This window comes from Streptomyces cacaoi (genome assembly GCF_006539165.1).
Classification (GTDB): Bacteria; Actinomycetota; Actinomycetes; order Streptomycetales; family Streptomycetaceae; genus Streptomyces; species Streptomyces cacaoi.
On sequence record NZ_BJMM01000003.1, the window covers coordinates 301,223 to 315,855 of the forward strand.

A 14,633-nucleotide genomic window follows, 5' to 3' on the forward strand; every position below is an offset into this window, starting at 1 on the left:
GCGGTGCGTGCAACGCCAAGTGCACAGGTAGGGTGGGATCGGCGAGAGGAGCACGATGGCAGGCCGAAGGCGTTGGTCGACCGACGAGATCCTGGACGCGGCGGCGGAGTTGCTGCGTACCGGCGAGGCGGACACGTTCAGTGTGCGCAAGCTGGCCGCGGTCCTCGGGACCGATTCCTCCAGCCTCTACCGGCACTTCCGCAGCAAGACCGAACTGCTGCGCGCGGTCGCGGACCGGGTCCTCCTGGCGGCGATGGACGGTCACCGCCCCGAGGGCGACTGGAAGCAGCGCATCACACAGCTGGCCCTGCGGGTGCGGGAGGTCTTCGGCCGGCAGCCCCAACTCGCCGCCGTCTGGGGGCGGTACGCGTCGGGCGGCGCCGGTTCCCGGCTGGTCGTGGAAGAGGTGTTGCAGGCGCTGCGCGCGTCGGGGCTGCCCGACGAGGAGATCCCCGCGCGCTACCACCGGATCGCCGTCCTCATCGCCGCGTTGGTCGCCGCCGAAGCCGGGGTCGGCACCGTCGCCCCCGAGGAGCGCGAGCAGGGCATGGAACTGTTCCGCGTCACGGTGCTCGGCGCCGACCCCGAACGCTTCCCCGCCCTCGCCCACTTCGCCCGCGACGTCCGCCCGCTCGGCGCGGACCGGCGTGCCGCGTTCGAGGAGATCCTCGCCGCCCATCTGGACCGGATCGAGGCGGATGTACGGGCCCGCTGAGGCGCCTCAGCCGGAGGTGTCCCCACCGGACGCGCGCAGCGCGGCGTCCAGGGCCGACATCAGACGGGCCACGCGGTTCCCGCCCGCCGGGGCCGGCGGGTAGCGGCGCAGGACATCCACCAGGGCCGGTACGGCACGCCGCCGCTCCCGCTCGATCGACTCCTCGCCGGCTCCGGGCGCTTCCCCCGCCAGGATTTCCGCCGTGCGCGCCGCACTTGCCGAGGCGCGCAGGATGTGTCCCACCTGGTGGGCCTTGGCGAGGGGATGGAGGTAGGCGGCGGACGCGGCGTCCCCGGCGGCACGCGCGGCGAGCCGTGCGGCCTCGGTCGAGGCGTCCCGTGCCGCCCGGTGCGCGTCCAGCGAGGTGACACGCTGGAGCCTGGTCCGCCGCGCGCCGTCGGCGAACTCGAAGGCGGCGTCGAGTGCCGCGCGCGGCCGGGGATCCTCGGGGTGTGCCTCCTCGAACACGGGGAGGATCCCGCGCGCCGCCTCGGCCGCATAGCGGGCCACGACGCGGAGTTCGTCCATGGTCAGCTCGAAGTCACCGGACACGGAGGCGGTCATGGGCGCGACCCTCCCTTACGGTCGGCGGGAGCGCCGTCCCGGCCCGGGGCCGCTGCTCCGGCGCCGGAGCCGAGCTGGACGACGAGACCCGGGGCGGCGACGTCGAGCGGGGCGGTACAGGCGTCGGCGGCCGCCTCCCGTGCCGCCCGCGGATCCGTCCCCGGCCACAGGTGGGTGAGCAGCAGCCGGGCGGCGCCGGCCCGGCTCGCGTACTGCCCGGCCAGCCGGGCCGTCAGCAGGTACGGTGCGTCGGCGGCCGGCACCTCGTGGACGTGGGTGGCCTCCGACAGCAGCAGATCGGCGTCCCGGGCGAGGCGCGGGATGTCCGGGCTGGGGCCGGTGTCGCCGGTGTAGGCGAGCACGCCCTCCGGTGTGGTCAGCCGGATCCCGGCGTTGGGCACGAAGTGCGGCAGGAGCCGGGTGCCGACCCGGAAGGGGCCGAGGGTGAACCGGTCGCCGGGCCGGAACTCCCGCAGGTCGTACGTCCCGGCGAGCATGTGCCGCCCGTCGAGCGCGAGCACGGCGTCGGCCGCTCCGTGCGGTGCGTACACCGGGAGCGGGGGAGGCGGTGTTCCGGCGAGGCCGCGGGCGCGCAGCAGCGGGTTGAGGTCGGCGCAGTGGTCGGGGTGGCCGTGGCTGAGCAGTACGGCGTCGACGGCGTCCGCCGGGTGGTGGACGAACAGCTGTGGCAGCGTGGCGTATCCGGGGTCGATGAGCAGGCGGAAGCCCGCGTACTCGACGAGGTAGCCGCTGCATGCCTGGGCCGCGGTGGGCCATGCCCCGCAGCCGCCGAGAACGGTGAGCCGCATGACGGTAAACTCTAGCGTTCGACCGGGCGTGCCGCGCCCCCGAATCCCCTGCCTGCGAGGGGACTTCCGCCGACGGGGACGGCCGCCTCGCGCCCGGTGCGCGTCCCCCGCTCGCGGAATCGGAGGCTCCGCACGCCCCGGAAGGCCCCCGAAGCGGGGCCCCGGCAGTGTGGTGGGGCGCGGTGCCTCACCGCCCGGTCTGCTGCGGCAGGGTGAGGATCTCGGCTCCGTCGTCGGTGATGGCGATCGTGTGCTCGCTGTGCGCCGTCCGGCAGCCCGTGGCGCTGCGGAGCGTCCACCCGTCGGCGTCGGTGACGAGCGTGGCGGTGTCCGCCATGATCCACGGCTCCAGCGCCAGCAGCAGCCCGGGGCGCAGCTTGTATCCGCGGCCGGGCCGGCCGGTGTTGGCCACGTGCGGGTCCTGGTGCATCGTCGAGCCGATGCCGTGGCCCCCGAACTGGGTGTTGACCGGGTAGCCCGCCTCGTCGAGGACCGTGCCGATGGCGTGGGAGATGTCGCCGACCCGGGCACCGGGCACGGCCGCGGCGATCCCCGCGGCCAGCGCGCGCTCGGTCGTGTCGATCATCCGGGCGTCCTCCGGCGACACGGTCTCGCCCACGGTGAAGCTGATCGCCGCGTCGGCGGCGACCCCGTCCTTGGAGACGGCGAGATCGAGGGTCAGCAGATCGCCGTCGGCCAGCGCGTAGTCGCGGGGCCGGCCGTGGAGCACGGCGTCGTTGACGGCGGTGCAGATGTAGTGGCCGAACGGGCCGCGTCCGAAGGAGGGCGCGTAGTCGACGTAGCAGGACTCCGCCCCCGCCTCGACGATCATCTCCTTCGCCCACCGGTCGATGTCCAGCAGGTTCGTACCGATCGTGCTGCGGCCCTTGAGCGTGTGCAGGATGTGGGCGACCAGGGCGCCCGAGCCCTTCGCTCGGCTCAGCTGCGTGGGGTTGAGGATCTCGATCACGGCGCGTCCTTCTCGTGCTCCCAATAACAATACCGGCAATACTATACCGGTACTAGAATCGGACCCATGGTCAGGTTGCCGCTCACCCCCGAAGAGGTCGAACGCGGACAGCGCCTCGGTGCCCTCCTACGCAGGGCCAGGGGAGAGCGTTCGATGCTCGATGTCGCACTCGCCGCACAGGTCTCCCCGGAGACCCTCCGAAAGATCGAGTCGGGCCGGGTGGCCACCCCGGCCTTCCCGACCATCGCGGCGATCGCCGATGTCCTCGGCCTCTCGCTCGACGCGGTGTGGTCCGAGATCAGCGGGGCCGGCCGGAGCGCCGGGCGGACCGGTTCCGCCCACGGCGCACGGCAGCAGCTGGTCTCGTAGATTCCGCCTCCCCCCGCCGCCGTGGCACCGGCCGGCGCCGGTACGCGCCGGACGGTCCTGGGTACGCGCCCGGCACGACCCCGGCCCCGTCGGCACCGCGTCCCACGGCGGCGTGAGGACCTTCCGGCCCCGCGGGCTCAGTGTCCGGCCGTGAGTTCGCCGCTGAGCCGACCGTGCAGACGGGCGCTGGCGTCGTTGAGCCCGGTGATCTCCACCGTCTTGCCACGCTGTGCGTACTTGGTCTCGATGGCGTCGAGGGCGGCGACGGACGAGGCGTCCCAGATGTGGGCCTCGGACAGGTCGATGACGACATGGCCCGGGTCGCCCGCGTAGTCGAACTGGGACACGAGGTCGTTGGTGGAGGCGAAGAACAGCTCACCGGTGACGGCGTAGACGACCTGGGTCCCCTCCGGGTCGGTGACCGAGGTGACACGGGCGAGCCGGGCCACCCGCCGGGCGAAGACGACCATGGCGGTGACCGAGCCGGTGATGACGCCGATGGACAGGTTGTCGGTGGCGACGACCACGACGACGGTGACCGCCATGACGGTCGTCTCCCCGATCGGCATGCGCTTGAGGGTGGCGGGCCGCACCGAGTGCCAGTCGAAGGTGCCGACGGCGACCAGCACCATGACGGCGACGAGAGCGGCCATCGGGATCTCGGAGACGACCGGGCCCAGGACGATGCACAGGATGAGCAGGAAGAACCCGGCCAGGAAGGTGGACAGCCGGGTCCTGGCCCCGTTCTTGACGTTGATCATCGTCTGGCCGATCATCGCGCAGCCGCCCATGCCGCCGAAGAAGCCCGCGGTGATGTTGGCGATGCCCTGGCCGACGCACTCCCGGGTCTTGCCCGAGCGGGTGTCGGTGAGTTCGTCGACGAGCTTCGCGGTCATCATCGACTCCATCAGGCCCACCAGGGCCATCGCCAGCGCGTAGGGGGCGATGACGGTGAGCGTGTGCGGCGTGAAGGGCACATCCGGCAGCCCCGGCACGGGAAGGCGCGAGGGCAGCTCGCCCTTGTCCCCGACGGTGGGGACGGCGATCCCGGCGGCCACCGTGATCACGGTGAGCACCACGATGGAGACCAGCGGGGCCGGAACCGCCTTGGTGATCTTCGGGAAGAGCAGCATCAGGCCCAGCCCGGCCGCCACCAGCGGATAGACCGGCCAGGGCACATCGCGCAGATTGGGGATCTGGGCGGTGAACAGCAGGATGCCCAGCGCGTTGACGAACCCGACCATCACCGAGCGGGGTACGAACCGCATCAGCTTGGCCACACCGAGGGAGCCCAGGACGATCTGGAAGATCCCCGCCAGGACGACGGTGGCGAGCAGATGACCGAGGCCGTGCTGGCGGGCGACGGGCGCGACGACCAGGGCGACGGCGCCGGTGGACGCGGAGATCATGGCGGGACGGCCGCCCACGAAGGCGATGACCATGGCCATGACGCAGGCCGCGTACAGGCCCACGGCCGGATCGACGCCGGCGATCACCGAGAAGGAGATCGCCTCGGGGATCAGGGCGAGGCCGACGACCAGCCCGGCCAGCACCTCGGTCCTGGCGACCTTCGGGGAGGACAGCCAGACCGGGCGCCCGGCCGAACGCAGCCGCGCGAGTGCGGATGTGGCGGAAGACAACAACTCAGAACCTGTCGTACTCGGGCACGCCCCGGCGATGGCCCGGACGTGCGGGAAGGGACGGCGCTGCCGGACGGCACCCGCCGACGGCCCTGGTGCCGGGCCGGAACCGATGGGTCGTCGGGGAGCGGCGGCGGAGCGCGGCTCCCCGAAGGGGAAGCGGAGGCTACGGCGGGCAGGCGGCGGCGCGGGGCGACCTGGGCTCGCGCACGCTCTCTCCTGCCGGACGGGGTCTGCTCCCGGGCAGCCTCGTCCGCCCGGAATCCGCCGGGGGACGGCTGACCGTGACCTGCACTGTCGGTGAAACCCTACCCTAACGTTAGGGTAGGGATCGACGGGGCCGTGCGCGGCCCGCACAGCGGACGGGGCCGGAAGGGCACAGACGTGGACGGCACACACATGCAGATCGGCGAGGTCGCCGCACGGACGGAGCTGTCCCTGCGCACCATCCGCCACTACGAGGAGGCGGGCCTGGTCGTCCCCTCCGCCCGCTCCCAGGGCGGCTTCCGGCTGTACACCGAACGGGACGTCGAACGGCTGATGGTCATCCGCCGGATGAAGCCGCTCGGCTTCTCCCTGGACGAGATGCGCGAACTGCTGGCCGCCACCGACGCCTTGGACACCTCCGCCGGGCTCACCGGGGACGAACGGGACGCCCTGCTGGAGACCGTGCGCGGCTTCGAGACCCGGGCCGCCGCCAAGATCGAGGAACTGCGGGTACAGCTGTCCCGCGCCGAGGACTTCGCCGCGACCCTCCGCTCCCGTCTCGGCGACGACGGGGCCGGAACCTGATCCTCCGCTCCCGCCCCGGTCCGGGGGCCGGAGACCGGCGGGCGCCCCCACGTACAGTGGCGGGATGTTCGCCTCGTCCGACTTCGACCTGGCACCGTACGCGGGCCTCGACACCGGCGAGTTCGTGCACCGCACCTACTGCAGCTGGGAGGACGCGGGCTGGCGCTCGATGCTCGTACAGCGCTTCACCCACGCCCGGGAGGCGGAGTCCCTGCCGCTGCCCGCTGCCTCGGATCTGCACCTCGTGCTCTGCACGGCCGGGCAGACGGAGATGCGGACCCGCGACGGCGGCCGGACCGCGCGGCGACGGTGGACACCGGGCCGGCTCGAACTCGTGCTCCCCGGCCGGGCGACCGAGCGCAGCTACCGGGCCGAGTCCACGCTGCACACCGTCCAGGTGCACATCCCCAGCGGTACCGTCGCGCGGACCGCAGCCGAACTCGGCGGCTCCGCACCGGACTTCGAAGCGCTCCGGGCCGCACTGGCGTCGGGCGACCCGCTCGTCGAACAGCTCATGCGCACGCTCCCGGCCGCAGCGGACGCCGACGACCTGTACGCGGAATCCGCCGCCGCCTTCCTCGCCACACACCTGCTGGCGCGCGGCCGGGACACCCGGCTGCCGGGACCCGAGCACCGGGCCGTCCGGGACGGCGTCGCCCTCATGCGAGAGCGCCTCGCCGAGCCGCTGACGCTCGCCGACATCGCGGCCGAAGTGCACCTCAGCGTCTACCACTTCGTCCGCGTCTTCCGCGCGGCCACCGGCGAGACACCGCACCGGTACCTCACCCGGCTGCGGATCGAGCGGGCACGGCAGCTGCTCGCCGACACCGGTCTGACCGTCGCGCAGATCGCGGCCCGCTGCGGCTTCGCCGGACCGGCGAGCCTGTCCTCGGCGTTCCTGGCGCACGTCGGGGTCCGGCCGTCGGCGTACCGCAAGAACGCGTAACCAGGTGCGCAATCGCGCGCATCGCCCCGCCCGGCCCCGTCGCCCTAGCGTGGCGGCATGCCGTACCACTACGCCGTCTGCGCACACTCGCCTGCCCGGCCCGCCGCCGTCTTCGCCGCGCTCGTCCGCGCGGCGACCTGGCCCGCGTGGTCACCGATCGACACCGCCGCGCTCGAAGGCGGGGGTGACCCCGGAGAGCCGCAACGCGTCGGCGACACACGGCTGTTCCGCACCGGCCGGGCCGTCTCCCGGGAACGCGTCGTCGAACTGGTTCCCGACCAGCGGCTCGGCTACGAGAACGTGGGCGGGCCGTTCCGCTCCTACCGCGGGACGGTCGAACTCGCCCCGGCGCCACAGGGCGGCACCACCATCAGCTGGACGGCCGACTTCACGCCCAAGTGGCGCCTCACCGGGCCCCTCTGGAGCCGGTACCTGACCCGCTTCATGCAGCGGATGGCCGACGGCCTGGCCGCCTACGCCGCCGCAGCGGACGACCGCGCACCTGCGGGGTGAAGCAGCGCCGGCACCACGGAGCGCGGGCCCGTCCGGGGGCGGCGCTCACCGGGCGGGGGGCTGTGCGGTGCCGGTGTGCCGGTGGGCGTGGGCGGTCAGGCGGGCCACCTCCGCCTCCGCGGGGATGAGGAAGAAGTGGTCGCCGGGCAGGGCGTGCAGGGCGAAGGCTCCCGTGGTCACACGCGACCACCCGCGGGCGTCCTCGACGGGGCAGGACGGATCGTCGGTGCCGGACAGCGCCGTCAGCGGAGCGGAGAGCGGAGGGTGGGGCTCCGGCCGGTAGGTGTCGATCAGGCGGTAGTCGGCGCGGAGCATCGGCAGGAACAGGGCGCGCAGTTCGGGGTGGGTCAGGACGTCCGCTCCGACGCCGCCGAGCCGGTGCACCTCGGCCACCACGTCGTCGTCGCTCCACAGATGGACCGTCTCCCGGTTCCGGGGCAGATGCGGTGCCCGCCGCCCGGACACCACCAGCACCTGCGGAACGAGGCCATGGCGGTGTTCGAGCCGGGCAGCCACCTCGTAGGCGATGGCCGCGCCCATGCTGTGGCCGAAGAGGGTCACGGGCAGCGGGGGCAGCCCGGCGAGTTCGGTGCCGATCTCGTCGGCGACATCCGTCAGCCGGGTGGCGTACGGCTCGTCGAACCGGTCCTCTCTGCCGGGGTAGCGCACCGCCAACAGCTCGGTGGCGGCCGGCAGATGGTGCGGCCAGTTCCGGTAGAAGCTGGCGGAGCCACCGGCGTGGGGAAAGCACACGAGTCTGCGTTCCGGGGCCTGTCGAGCGCGGTAGCGGCGGAACCAGGTGCCGTACGGGACGGCCGGCAGGTGCTGCATGGATTCCCTCCTGGGAGCGGGTGGCGTCGCCCCTACTCTGCCCCGGCCGGTGATCCGCCGGAACGGCACCCCGGTTCCCGGTGCCGGGCAAGTCCCGTCCGGGGCACGGCGGTTGCCGCCCGGACGTGCGCCGACGGCATGTGCTTCCCGGGCCCGGTGTCACCACAAGGCGGGATATTCTGTGCGGCGTGCCGACTTCCCTTTACCACGTGCGCAAGACCTCGCTCGGCCCCAAGCGCAAGTACCGGATCTCCGCGGACGACGGCAAGGGGAGACCGGGCGAGCCGCTCGGCTACGCGGAGAAGCAGCTGAAGATGTCCGACGAGCTGGACCTCTTCGCCGACGACCGGCGCAGCCAGAAGCTGGCGACCGTCCGGGAGAGCTCCCGGGGTTGGCTCGCCGCCCTCACCGGCTACGAAGTGTTCGACGACGAAGGGCGGTTGCTGGGCTCGTTCGGGCTGCTGCCGAAGAAGTCGGTCGGGCGCACGACGTGGGAGTTCGAGCAGCCCGGGCTCGGCCGGCTCACCGGCGCCGAGCGCAGCGTCCGGACGGCGCGGGCCCGGCGGCTGCTGACGCTCTTCGACACGGCCGGTGAGATCGCCGGGGCCCTGGTGAAGTACCACTTCGACTTCGTCCGCGACGGCGAGCCGGTGTTCAGCATCGACAAGCCCAAGGTGTTCGACGACTGGTACCGCCTGACCGTGCGGGAGGACGCCGTGGACCGGCGGCTGCTCTTCGCGCTGGCGGTGACGATGGAGGCCCGGCAGCGGGGCTGAGGGGCCGGCCGGCGGCGTCCCGGCGCGCTCGCACCTGCGGCGTCCGGCGGCTCTCGGCCGGGTCGTCCGCTTCCGGGACCCGGCTGTTCCTTCGGCGCGGCTGCTCAGCGGTCCGCCCAGTCCGGTACCCACACGTCGGGCGGAACGCGCGGTCCTGTGGCACGCAGATGGTCGCGCAGCGCGGTCAGCACGGGGTGCAGGTCCCCGCTGCGGAACAGCAGCGCGTGCGGGTAGACCGGGGTCGGGTCGTGCAACGGGATGCGCCGTAGGTCGTGGTTCCGGGGCCACAGGTACCGGTCCCCGCTGCCGACGAGGGTGGCCAGCGAGGCCGAGTCGGCCAGCGCGTCCATCAGGGCCTCGTCACCGAAGTGCGGTCCGAGCGCGTCGATGCTCAGACCGAAGACCTCGGACATCTCCTGGTAGAACTCCGCCCACTCCGTGCCCGGCCTGATCCCGGGGATCCAGATGCGGTGGCCGACCAGGTCCGCAGGGCTGACCCGGGGCGCGTCGGCCAGCGGGTGGCCGGGGCCGACCAGGAGCTCCATCGGTGAGTCCAGAAGCCGTTCGGCACTGAGCCCGGCCGGGACCCGATCTGCCGGCAGGGCACGGAAGGACGCGTCGACGCTCCCTTCGAGCACCGCCTCGGCGGCCTGGGCCGCGTTCTCCTTGCTCAACGTGACCGTGTCCAGGTTCATTTCGGGGTGGGAGCGGTAGAACCGGTAGACGGCCTGGGCGGGGGAGATGCGCCGATTGAGGACGTCGATGCGCAACGGACGGCTGCCGGGGCGTACGGCCTGCTCGGCCTGCTCGACGGCCGCCAGGACCTTCTTGGCGTGCGGCAGGAGGACCTGCCCGTCCGGGCTCAGCCGGGAGCCCCGGGCGGCGCGTACCAGAAGCGTGGCCTCGACGTGCCTCTCCAGGGCCGCGATCCGCTTGGAGACCGCCTGCTGGCTGATCCCCAACTCGTCGGCCGCAGCCTGGAACTGGCCGTTCCGTGCGACGGCCACGAACGTCCGCAGCGCTTCGACATCCACGCCTCCACCCTACGTCTACAACCACGGGTTGTTTCCGGTGTGGTGCGGGGTTGTTTGATCGAGTGTTCCGCACGGTGGTGGGATCAGCGCATGTCCACCCGCACCGAGCAGGTCATACATGTCCAGTCGCCGGAGTTCACCCGTCATGCGGAGCGCATCGCGGAGGTGACCGACGCGACGTCCCGGCTGAACGTGCTGCCGTTCAGCGACAGCGAAGGCCGCGCGGAACTACTTTCCGTTGTGTTCGGTGGCCCGCTCCCCGCGTCGGTGACGATCTATCCGCCGTTCTTCACCGAGTACGGACTGAACACGACGTTCGGGGAGAACGTCTTCGTCAACCAGGGATGCACCTTCATGGACAAGGGAGGCATCCGTATCGGCAACGGCGTCATGATCGCCCCGAAGGTCAGCCTCATCACCGGGGGACATCCTCTGCCCCTGGCCGAGCGCCGCGAGTACCTCTCCTTCGCCCCGGTCGTCATCGAGGACGACGTCTGGATCGGGACGGCCGCGGTGATCACGCAGGGGGTGACCATCGGTGCCGGTGCGGTGGTCGCCGCCGGCGCGGTGGTCACCCGTGATGTCCCTGCCGCCACCGTGGTCGCGGGAGTGCCCGCCCGGGTGATCAAGACGATCGACTGAGCCCGGCCGCCGGCCGGGTGCGCGGCACCCGTGCGCCCCTGATGCCTCGTCCGCTCCGGCTGACCGACCGGCAGGGGGAGGGCTCACCGCGGCCCCGTCGCGGTACGCCTCCACCGCCCGCTGGAGCAGACGCGCGGAGAGCGCAGAAACTACCGGTAAGCGAACGCACGTTGGTCCTGGCATGACCGAACTCCGCGCCCTCGGCTCGTCCGATCTCCTCGTCTCCCCCCTCTGCCTGGGCGGCAACGTCTTCGGCTGGACAGCCGACAAGACCCAGTCGCTCGCGGTGCTCGACGCCTACCGTGCCGGCGGCGGCAACTTCATCGACACCTCCGACTCCTACATGAACTACTTCGCCGGCAACGAGCCGGGACAGTCCGAGCGCATCATCGGCGACTGGCTCGCCACCCGCCGGAACCGCGACGACGTGGTCGTCGCGACGAAGGTCGGTGACCACCCCGATTACCTGGGCCTTGCGCCCGCCACCATCAAGGCCGCTGCCGACGCGTCCTTGCGGCGACTGCGTACCGACCACATCGACCTCTACTACACCCATTTCGACCGGGACGAGTCCCTCCCCGTGGACGAGATCGTCACGGCGCTCGACGACCTCGTGAAGGCCGGCAAGGTGCGTGCCATCGCCGCCTCCAACATCAGCCCCGAACGGCTCTCCGCATCGCTGGCCTTCTCCGACCGCGAAGGGCTGGCCCGCTACGTGGCTCTCCAGCCGCAGTACAACCTCGTCTCACGCGATACCTACGAGGGCCCGCGGCGGGAGATCGTGCAGCGTGAAGGGCTGGCCTGCGTTCCGTACTTCGCACTGGCCTCCGGCTTCCTCACCGGCAAGTACCGCCCCGGACAGAGCGTGGACAGCGAGCGCAACGTGCCCGGACTCGCCGGTGGCTACGCAAACACCGAACGCGGCGTGCGGGTGCTCGACGCGTTGGAGCAGATCGCGACGGCACGCGGGGTGGAGATGGCCACGGTGGCGCTGGCCTGGCTCGCGCAACAGCCGACCGTGACCGCGCTGATCGCCTCCGCACGCACCGTCGAGCAGCTGCCGGCGCTCTTCGCCGCGCAGGACCTGCATCTGTCGGACACCGAGTTGCAGACGTTGACGACCGCCTCGTCCTGACCGGGGCCTGGCACCACGCCATCCACCGGCCCGCCCGCCGCCGCGAGCGCGAGCCACCGTCAGCGACGCCTTCTTCGGCCCCGCCGACACGAACAGCACCGTGCGTGGCCCGAGTCGGCAGGCGGCCGCCCCGGCGCGGGGACCGACACCCGGACCGCCGACCGTGAACCACCGCGCCCTGCCTGCGCGAACGTTCAGGCGTCCGTGCTGCTCGCGGTGTTCGTCGCATGGCCGTGAGCCGTCCCGTCGCGGGTGTCGGCGGCCGTGATGAGCTGGTCGAGCCGGCGCAGCGTGTGGGTCATCTCCTCGACCCTGTCCGCGAGGCGGTCGCGTTCGGCGCGCAGCATGCGGCGCTGGGTGGCGGTGGTGCGCCCGTTGTTCACGCAGGGCAGCAAGGTCGCGATGGCGCGGCTGCTGAGGCCGGCCGCGTAGAACTGCTGGAACAGGCGTACGACTTCGACGGTCTCCTCGGTGTAGCGGCGCTGCCCCGAGGGGGTGCGCTCCGGCGCGAGCAGTCCCTGTTCCTCGTAGTAGCGCAGCGCGCGCACGCTCACGCCGGCCCGCTGAGCCAGCTCTCCGATCTTCATCGCCTCGTTTCCCCTTCCCGCGCTTGACCCTCACGTCGGCGTGAGGTTTTAGCGTAGCGGGCATGGACATACGACAGGAGATCGCGCTGGTCACAGGCGCGAACCGGGGTATCGGGCACAGCTTCGTCACCGAGTTGCGGCGCCGGGGCGTCACCAAGGTCTACGCGGCCGCTCGCCGACCGGAGACCGTCCCCGAGATGCCCGGTGTCGTCCCGCTGAGGCTGGACGTCACCGATGACGCGTCCGTGACCCGGGCCGCGGCCGTGGCCGACGACACGACGCTGCTCGTCAACAACGCGGGGGTGTCGACCTTCGCCCGGCTCACCGACGGCGCGGAGGAGGACATCCGGCGGGAGATGGAGACGAACTTCTTCGGCACCCTGCGCATGGTGCGGGCCTTCGCGCCGGTGCTGAGCGCCCACGGCGGCGGTGCCGTGCTGAACGTGCTGTCGGTCATGGCGTGGATGGCGTACGAGCACTCCAACAGCTATGGGGCGTCCAAGGCCGCCGCCTGGGCGCTGACCAACGGCATCCGGTACGAACTCGCTGATCAGGGCACTCAGGTCACGGCGCTGGCCATGGCGAGCGTCGACACCGACATGATGGCCGCCATCGAAGACGAGAAGGCGGACCCCGATGTGATCGCCCGGGCGGCGCTGGACGGCCTGGAGGCCGGTTCCCTCGAAGTGCTGGCCGACGGGCGGACGGCCCGGTGGAAGTCCCGGCTGGGCGAGGACCCGGCCCTGCTGTATCCGCAGTTGGCCGCGCCCGCCGCCGCCCGGCCGTGAGCCGGTACCGGCCGGGGACGGACGTGGACGCCCGCACCCGCCGTCCCCGGCGCGTACCGCCCCTCAAGCGCACCGTCGCCACACCCTTGCCGGGCCGTACGCCGCGTCGATCCGCCTGCCGGGGGCCGCTGTTCAGGGGCGGTCGGCCAGGACGGCCTTGAGGGAGGCTTCCAGGATGTCGACGCCGGTGTGGAGCTCGTCGTCGCTCGTCGTGAGGGGCGGGGCGATGCGGAATATGCCGCCCATGCCGGGGAGTTGGACGATGTTGAGGTGCAGGCCGCGCTCCAGGCAGGCCGCGGTGACGGCCTGGCCGAGCGCGTCGGCCGGGGCCTTGCTCTCCTTGTCGGTCACCAGCTCGATGCCCTGGAGCAGGCCGCGGCCCCGTACGTCACCCACGACCTCGTACTCCTCGCGCAGGCCCAGCAGCCGGGCCGTGAGCTGGTGTCCCAGTTCGGCCGCGCGTGCGACGAGTCCGTCGCGTTCGATGACGTCGAGGACGGTCAGCGCGACCGTCGCGGCCAGGGGGTCGGAGACATGGGTGGTGAAGAAGAGGAATCCGCGCTCCCGGCAGACCTCCTCGATCTCGGCGCCGGTCACCACGGCCGCGACCGGCAGCCCGGCGCCGAGCGTCTTGGAGAGGGTGAGGATGTCGGGGGCGACGCCGTCGCGCTCGAAGGCGTACATGTGGCCCGTCCTGCCGAGCCCGGTCTGTGCCTCGTCGAGGACGAGGAGCATGCCGCGCTCGGCACACAGTTCCTTCAGGAGGGCAAGGTAGCCGGGCGGCAGGTCGATGATCCCGCCCGACGAGAGGATCGGTTCGACGAGACAGGCGGCGAGGGAGCCCGTCGACTGCTGGTCCACGAGGCCGAAGCCGTACCGGAGTTCGGCCTCCCAGTCGTAGGAGCCGTCGGCGTGCCGGAACGGCGAACGGTAGCCGTTGGGCGTCGGCAGGGTGAGGTTTCCGGGCAGCACCGGGCCGTAGCCGCGACGCCCGGCCGAGAACGTCGCCGCGGCCGCCCCGGAGGTCATGCCGTGCCAGGAGCGGTCGAAGGAGACGATCTCGTACTTGCCCGTGTACAGCTTCGCCATCTTGACGGCGGCTTCGTTGGACTCGGCTCCGGTGGTCACCAGGAGCGTCTTGCTCAACTCCGGGGGCAGCGTGCCGGCGAGCCGCTTGGCGAGGTCGACGACCGGGCGGCTCAGCATGCCGCTGAAGAGATGGTCGAGCGAGGCCACCGAGCCGGAGACGGCCCGGACGATGTCCGGGTGCGCGTGCCCGAGGACGGCGCTCATCTGCCCGGAGGTGAAGTCGAGGATCGCCGCTCCGGTGCTGTCGTGGACGCGGGTCCCGGCGGCGCTTTCGATGATCCGCGGGGTGAACCCGGCGCCGTACCGGATCAGATGGCGGTCGACATCGTCCCAAAAGGTTTCCGTGCTCACAGGGCCTCCTCCGTCCGGACGGCCCGGCGTCACCGGTCGGCGACGGCGGACGCGTCGCCGGGAGTCTATGGCACAGCCGACT

At 72.2% G+C, this 14,633-nt stretch carries 17 protein-coding genes; 9 read left to right on the top strand and 8 right to left on the bottom strand.

All coding sequences use genetic code 11. The features are described 5' to 3' along the window. Positions 1–55 precede the first annotated feature (55 nt). The gene (locus SCA03_RS04635) at positions 56–715 is read left to right on the top strand and encodes a TetR/AcrR family transcriptional regulator (protein ID WP_086814853.1); all 660 of its coding nucleotides are present in this window, start codon (positions 56–58) and stop codon (positions 713–715) included. 6 nt (positions 716–721) lie between these two features. Here the strand turns inward: SCA03_RS04635 and SCA03_RS04640 are convergent, their stop codons facing one another. The 3 genes from SCA03_RS04640 to map all read right to left on the bottom strand — a co-directional run bounded on the left by SCA03_RS04640 (position 722) and on the right by map (position 3,058). Then, the gene (locus SCA03_RS04640; protein ID WP_086814854.1) at positions 722–1,279 is read right to left on the bottom strand and encodes a putative immunity protein; all 558 of its coding nucleotides are present in this window, start codon (positions 1,277–1,279) and stop codon (positions 722–724) included. Then, a complete protein-coding gene (locus SCA03_RS04645; RefSeq protein ID WP_086814855.1) occupies positions 1,276–2,088 on the bottom strand; it encodes an MBL fold metallo-hydrolase in 813 nt (270 codons plus the stop codon). Before SCA03_RS04645 ends, SCA03_RS04640 begins: the two co-directional genes overlap by 4 nt. Before the next feature lie 187 nt (positions 2,089–2,275). Further along, the gene (gene map / locus SCA03_RS04650; protein WP_030885016.1) at positions 2,276–3,058 is read right to left on the bottom strand and encodes a type I methionyl aminopeptidase; all 783 of its coding nucleotides are present in this window, start codon (positions 3,056–3,058) and stop codon (positions 2,276–2,278) included. Between the two features lie 66 nt (positions 3,059–3,124). On the opposite strand from map, the gene SCA03_RS04655 reads away from it, so the two are divergent. Continuing rightward, positions 3,125–3,427 carry a helix-turn-helix transcriptional regulator gene (locus SCA03_RS04655; RefSeq protein WP_030885019.1) on the top strand — a complete coding sequence of 101 codons (303 nt, stop codon included), beginning with the start codon at positions 3,125–3,127 and terminating at the stop codon, positions 3,425–3,427. Between the two features lie 137 nt (positions 3,428–3,564). Here the strand turns inward: SCA03_RS04655 and SCA03_RS04660 are convergent, their stop codons facing one another. Then, a complete protein-coding gene (locus tag SCA03_RS04660) occupies positions 3,565–5,067 on the bottom strand; it encodes a SulP family inorganic anion transporter (protein ID WP_030885021.1) in 1,503 nt (500 codons plus the stop codon). 384 nt (positions 5,068–5,451) lie between these two features. On the opposite strand from SCA03_RS04660, the gene SCA03_RS04665 reads away from it, so the two are divergent. From SCA03_RS04665 to SCA03_RS04675, 3 genes are all read left to right on the top strand, one after another. Then, positions 5,452–5,859 (top strand): MerR family transcriptional regulator, encoded by a 408-nt coding sequence (locus SCA03_RS04665; RefSeq protein ID WP_030878446.1) that lies wholly within the window; start codon positions 5,452–5,454, stop codon positions 5,857–5,859. A 64-nt stretch (positions 5,860–5,923) separates the two neighbouring features. Next, the gene (locus SCA03_RS04670; RefSeq protein ID WP_030885027.1) at positions 5,924–6,805 is read left to right on the top strand and encodes an AraC family transcriptional regulator; all 882 of its coding nucleotides are present in this window, start codon (positions 5,924–5,926) and stop codon (positions 6,803–6,805) included. A gap of 57 nt (positions 6,806–6,862) precedes the next feature. Beyond that, positions 6,863–7,318 (top strand): SRPBCC family protein, encoded by a 456-nt coding sequence (locus SCA03_RS04675; RefSeq protein ID WP_086814856.1) that lies wholly within the window; start codon positions 6,863–6,865, stop codon positions 7,316–7,318. Between the two features lie 45 nt (positions 7,319–7,363). On the opposite strand, the gene SCA03_RS04680 is transcribed toward SCA03_RS04675, so the two are convergent. Further along, positions 7,364–8,149 (bottom strand): thioesterase II family protein, encoded by a 786-nt coding sequence (locus SCA03_RS04680; protein ID WP_051845911.1) that lies wholly within the window; start codon positions 8,147–8,149, stop codon positions 7,364–7,366. Positions 8,150–8,337: 188 nt separating this feature from the next. Here SCA03_RS04680 and SCA03_RS04685 point away from each other — a divergent pair, with 188 nt between their 5' ends. Next, positions 8,338–8,925 carry an LURP-one-related/scramblase family protein gene (locus tag SCA03_RS04685; RefSeq protein WP_141275217.1) on the top strand — a complete coding sequence of 196 codons (588 nt, stop codon included), beginning with the start codon at positions 8,338–8,340 and terminating at the stop codon, positions 8,923–8,925. A gap of 104 nt (positions 8,926–9,029) precedes the next feature. Here SCA03_RS04685 and SCA03_RS04690 read toward each other — a convergent pair whose 3' ends face one another. Further along, positions 9,030–9,959, bottom strand: a complete 930-nt coding sequence (locus tag SCA03_RS04690) for a LysR family transcriptional regulator (RefSeq protein ID WP_030885038.1) — start codon at positions 9,957–9,959, stop codon at positions 9,030–9,032. Between the two features lie 90 nt (positions 9,960–10,049). On the opposite strand from SCA03_RS04690, the gene SCA03_RS04695 reads away from it, so the two are divergent. Further along, positions 10,050–10,601 carry a sugar O-acetyltransferase gene (locus SCA03_RS04695; RefSeq protein ID WP_201453794.1) on the top strand — a complete coding sequence of 184 codons (552 nt, stop codon included), beginning with the start codon at positions 10,050–10,052 and terminating at the stop codon, positions 10,599–10,601. A gap of 181 nt (positions 10,602–10,782) precedes the next feature. Further along, complete coding sequence (locus SCA03_RS04700; RefSeq protein WP_086814857.1) at positions 10,783–11,736, top strand: aldo/keto reductase; 954 nt, start codon at positions 10,783–10,785, stop codon at positions 11,734–11,736. 194 nt (positions 11,737–11,930) lie between these two features. Here SCA03_RS04700 and SCA03_RS04705 read toward each other — a convergent pair whose 3' ends face one another. After that, the gene (locus SCA03_RS04705; RefSeq protein ID WP_086814858.1) at positions 11,931–12,323 is read right to left on the bottom strand and encodes a MerR family transcriptional regulator; all 393 of its coding nucleotides are present in this window, start codon (positions 12,321–12,323) and stop codon (positions 11,931–11,933) included. 62 nt (positions 12,324–12,385) lie between these two features. Between SCA03_RS04705 and SCA03_RS04710 the strand changes: the two genes are divergently transcribed. Continuing rightward, positions 12,386–13,111 (top strand): SDR family oxidoreductase, encoded by a 726-nt coding sequence (locus tag SCA03_RS04710; RefSeq protein ID WP_030878422.1) that lies wholly within the window; start codon positions 12,386–12,388, stop codon positions 13,109–13,111. A gap of 132 nt (positions 13,112–13,243) precedes the next feature. On the opposite strand, the gene SCA03_RS04715 is transcribed toward SCA03_RS04710, so the two are convergent. Continuing rightward, positions 13,244–14,551, bottom strand: a complete 1,308-nt coding sequence (locus SCA03_RS04715; RefSeq protein WP_030878419.1) for an aspartate aminotransferase family protein — start codon at positions 14,549–14,551, stop codon at positions 13,244–13,246. Positions 14,552–14,633: the final 82 nt, after the last annotated feature.

Bases quoted from the DNA above. Each gene is read 5' to 3' on its own strand.
- SCA03_RS04695 (WP_201453794.1), top strand. From the start codon at position 10,050: ATGTCCACCCGCACCGAGCAGGTCATACATGTCCAGTCGCCGGAGTTC.
- SCA03_RS04700 (WP_086814857.1), top strand. From the start codon at position 10,783: ATGACCGAACTCCGCGCCCTCGGCTCGTCCGATCTCCTCGTCTCCCCC.
- SCA03_RS04710 (WP_030878422.1), top strand. From the start codon at position 12,386: ATGGACATACGACAGGAGATCGCGCTGGTCACAGGCGCGAACCGGGGT.
- SCA03_RS04705 (WP_086814858.1), bottom strand. From the start codon at position 12,323: ATGAAGATCGGAGAGCTGGCTCAGCGGGCCGGCGTGAGCGTGCGCGCG.
- SCA03_RS04680 (WP_051845911.1), bottom strand. From the start codon at position 8,149: ATGCAGCACCTGCCGGCCGTCCCGTACGGCACCTGGTTCCGCCGCTAC.
- SCA03_RS04640 (WP_086814854.1), bottom strand. From the start codon at position 1,279: ATGACCGCCTCCGTGTCCGGTGACTTCGAGCTGACCATGGACGAACTC.
- SCA03_RS04670 (WP_030885027.1), top strand. From the start codon at position 5,924: ATGTTCGCCTCGTCCGACTTCGACCTGGCACCGTACGCGGGCCTCGAC.
- SCA03_RS04635 (WP_086814853.1), top strand. From the start codon at position 56: ATGGCAGGCCGAAGGCGTTGGTCGACCGACGAGATCCTGGACGCGGCG.
- SCA03_RS04645 (WP_086814855.1), bottom strand. From the start codon at position 2,088: ATGCGGCTCACCGTTCTCGGCGGCTGCGGGGCATGGCCCACCGCGGCC.
- SCA03_RS04655 (WP_030885019.1), top strand. From the start codon at position 3,125: ATGGTCAGGTTGCCGCTCACCCCCGAAGAGGTCGAACGCGGACAGCGC.
- SCA03_RS04675 (WP_086814856.1), top strand. From the start codon at position 6,863: ATGCCGTACCACTACGCCGTCTGCGCACACTCGCCTGCCCGGCCCGCC.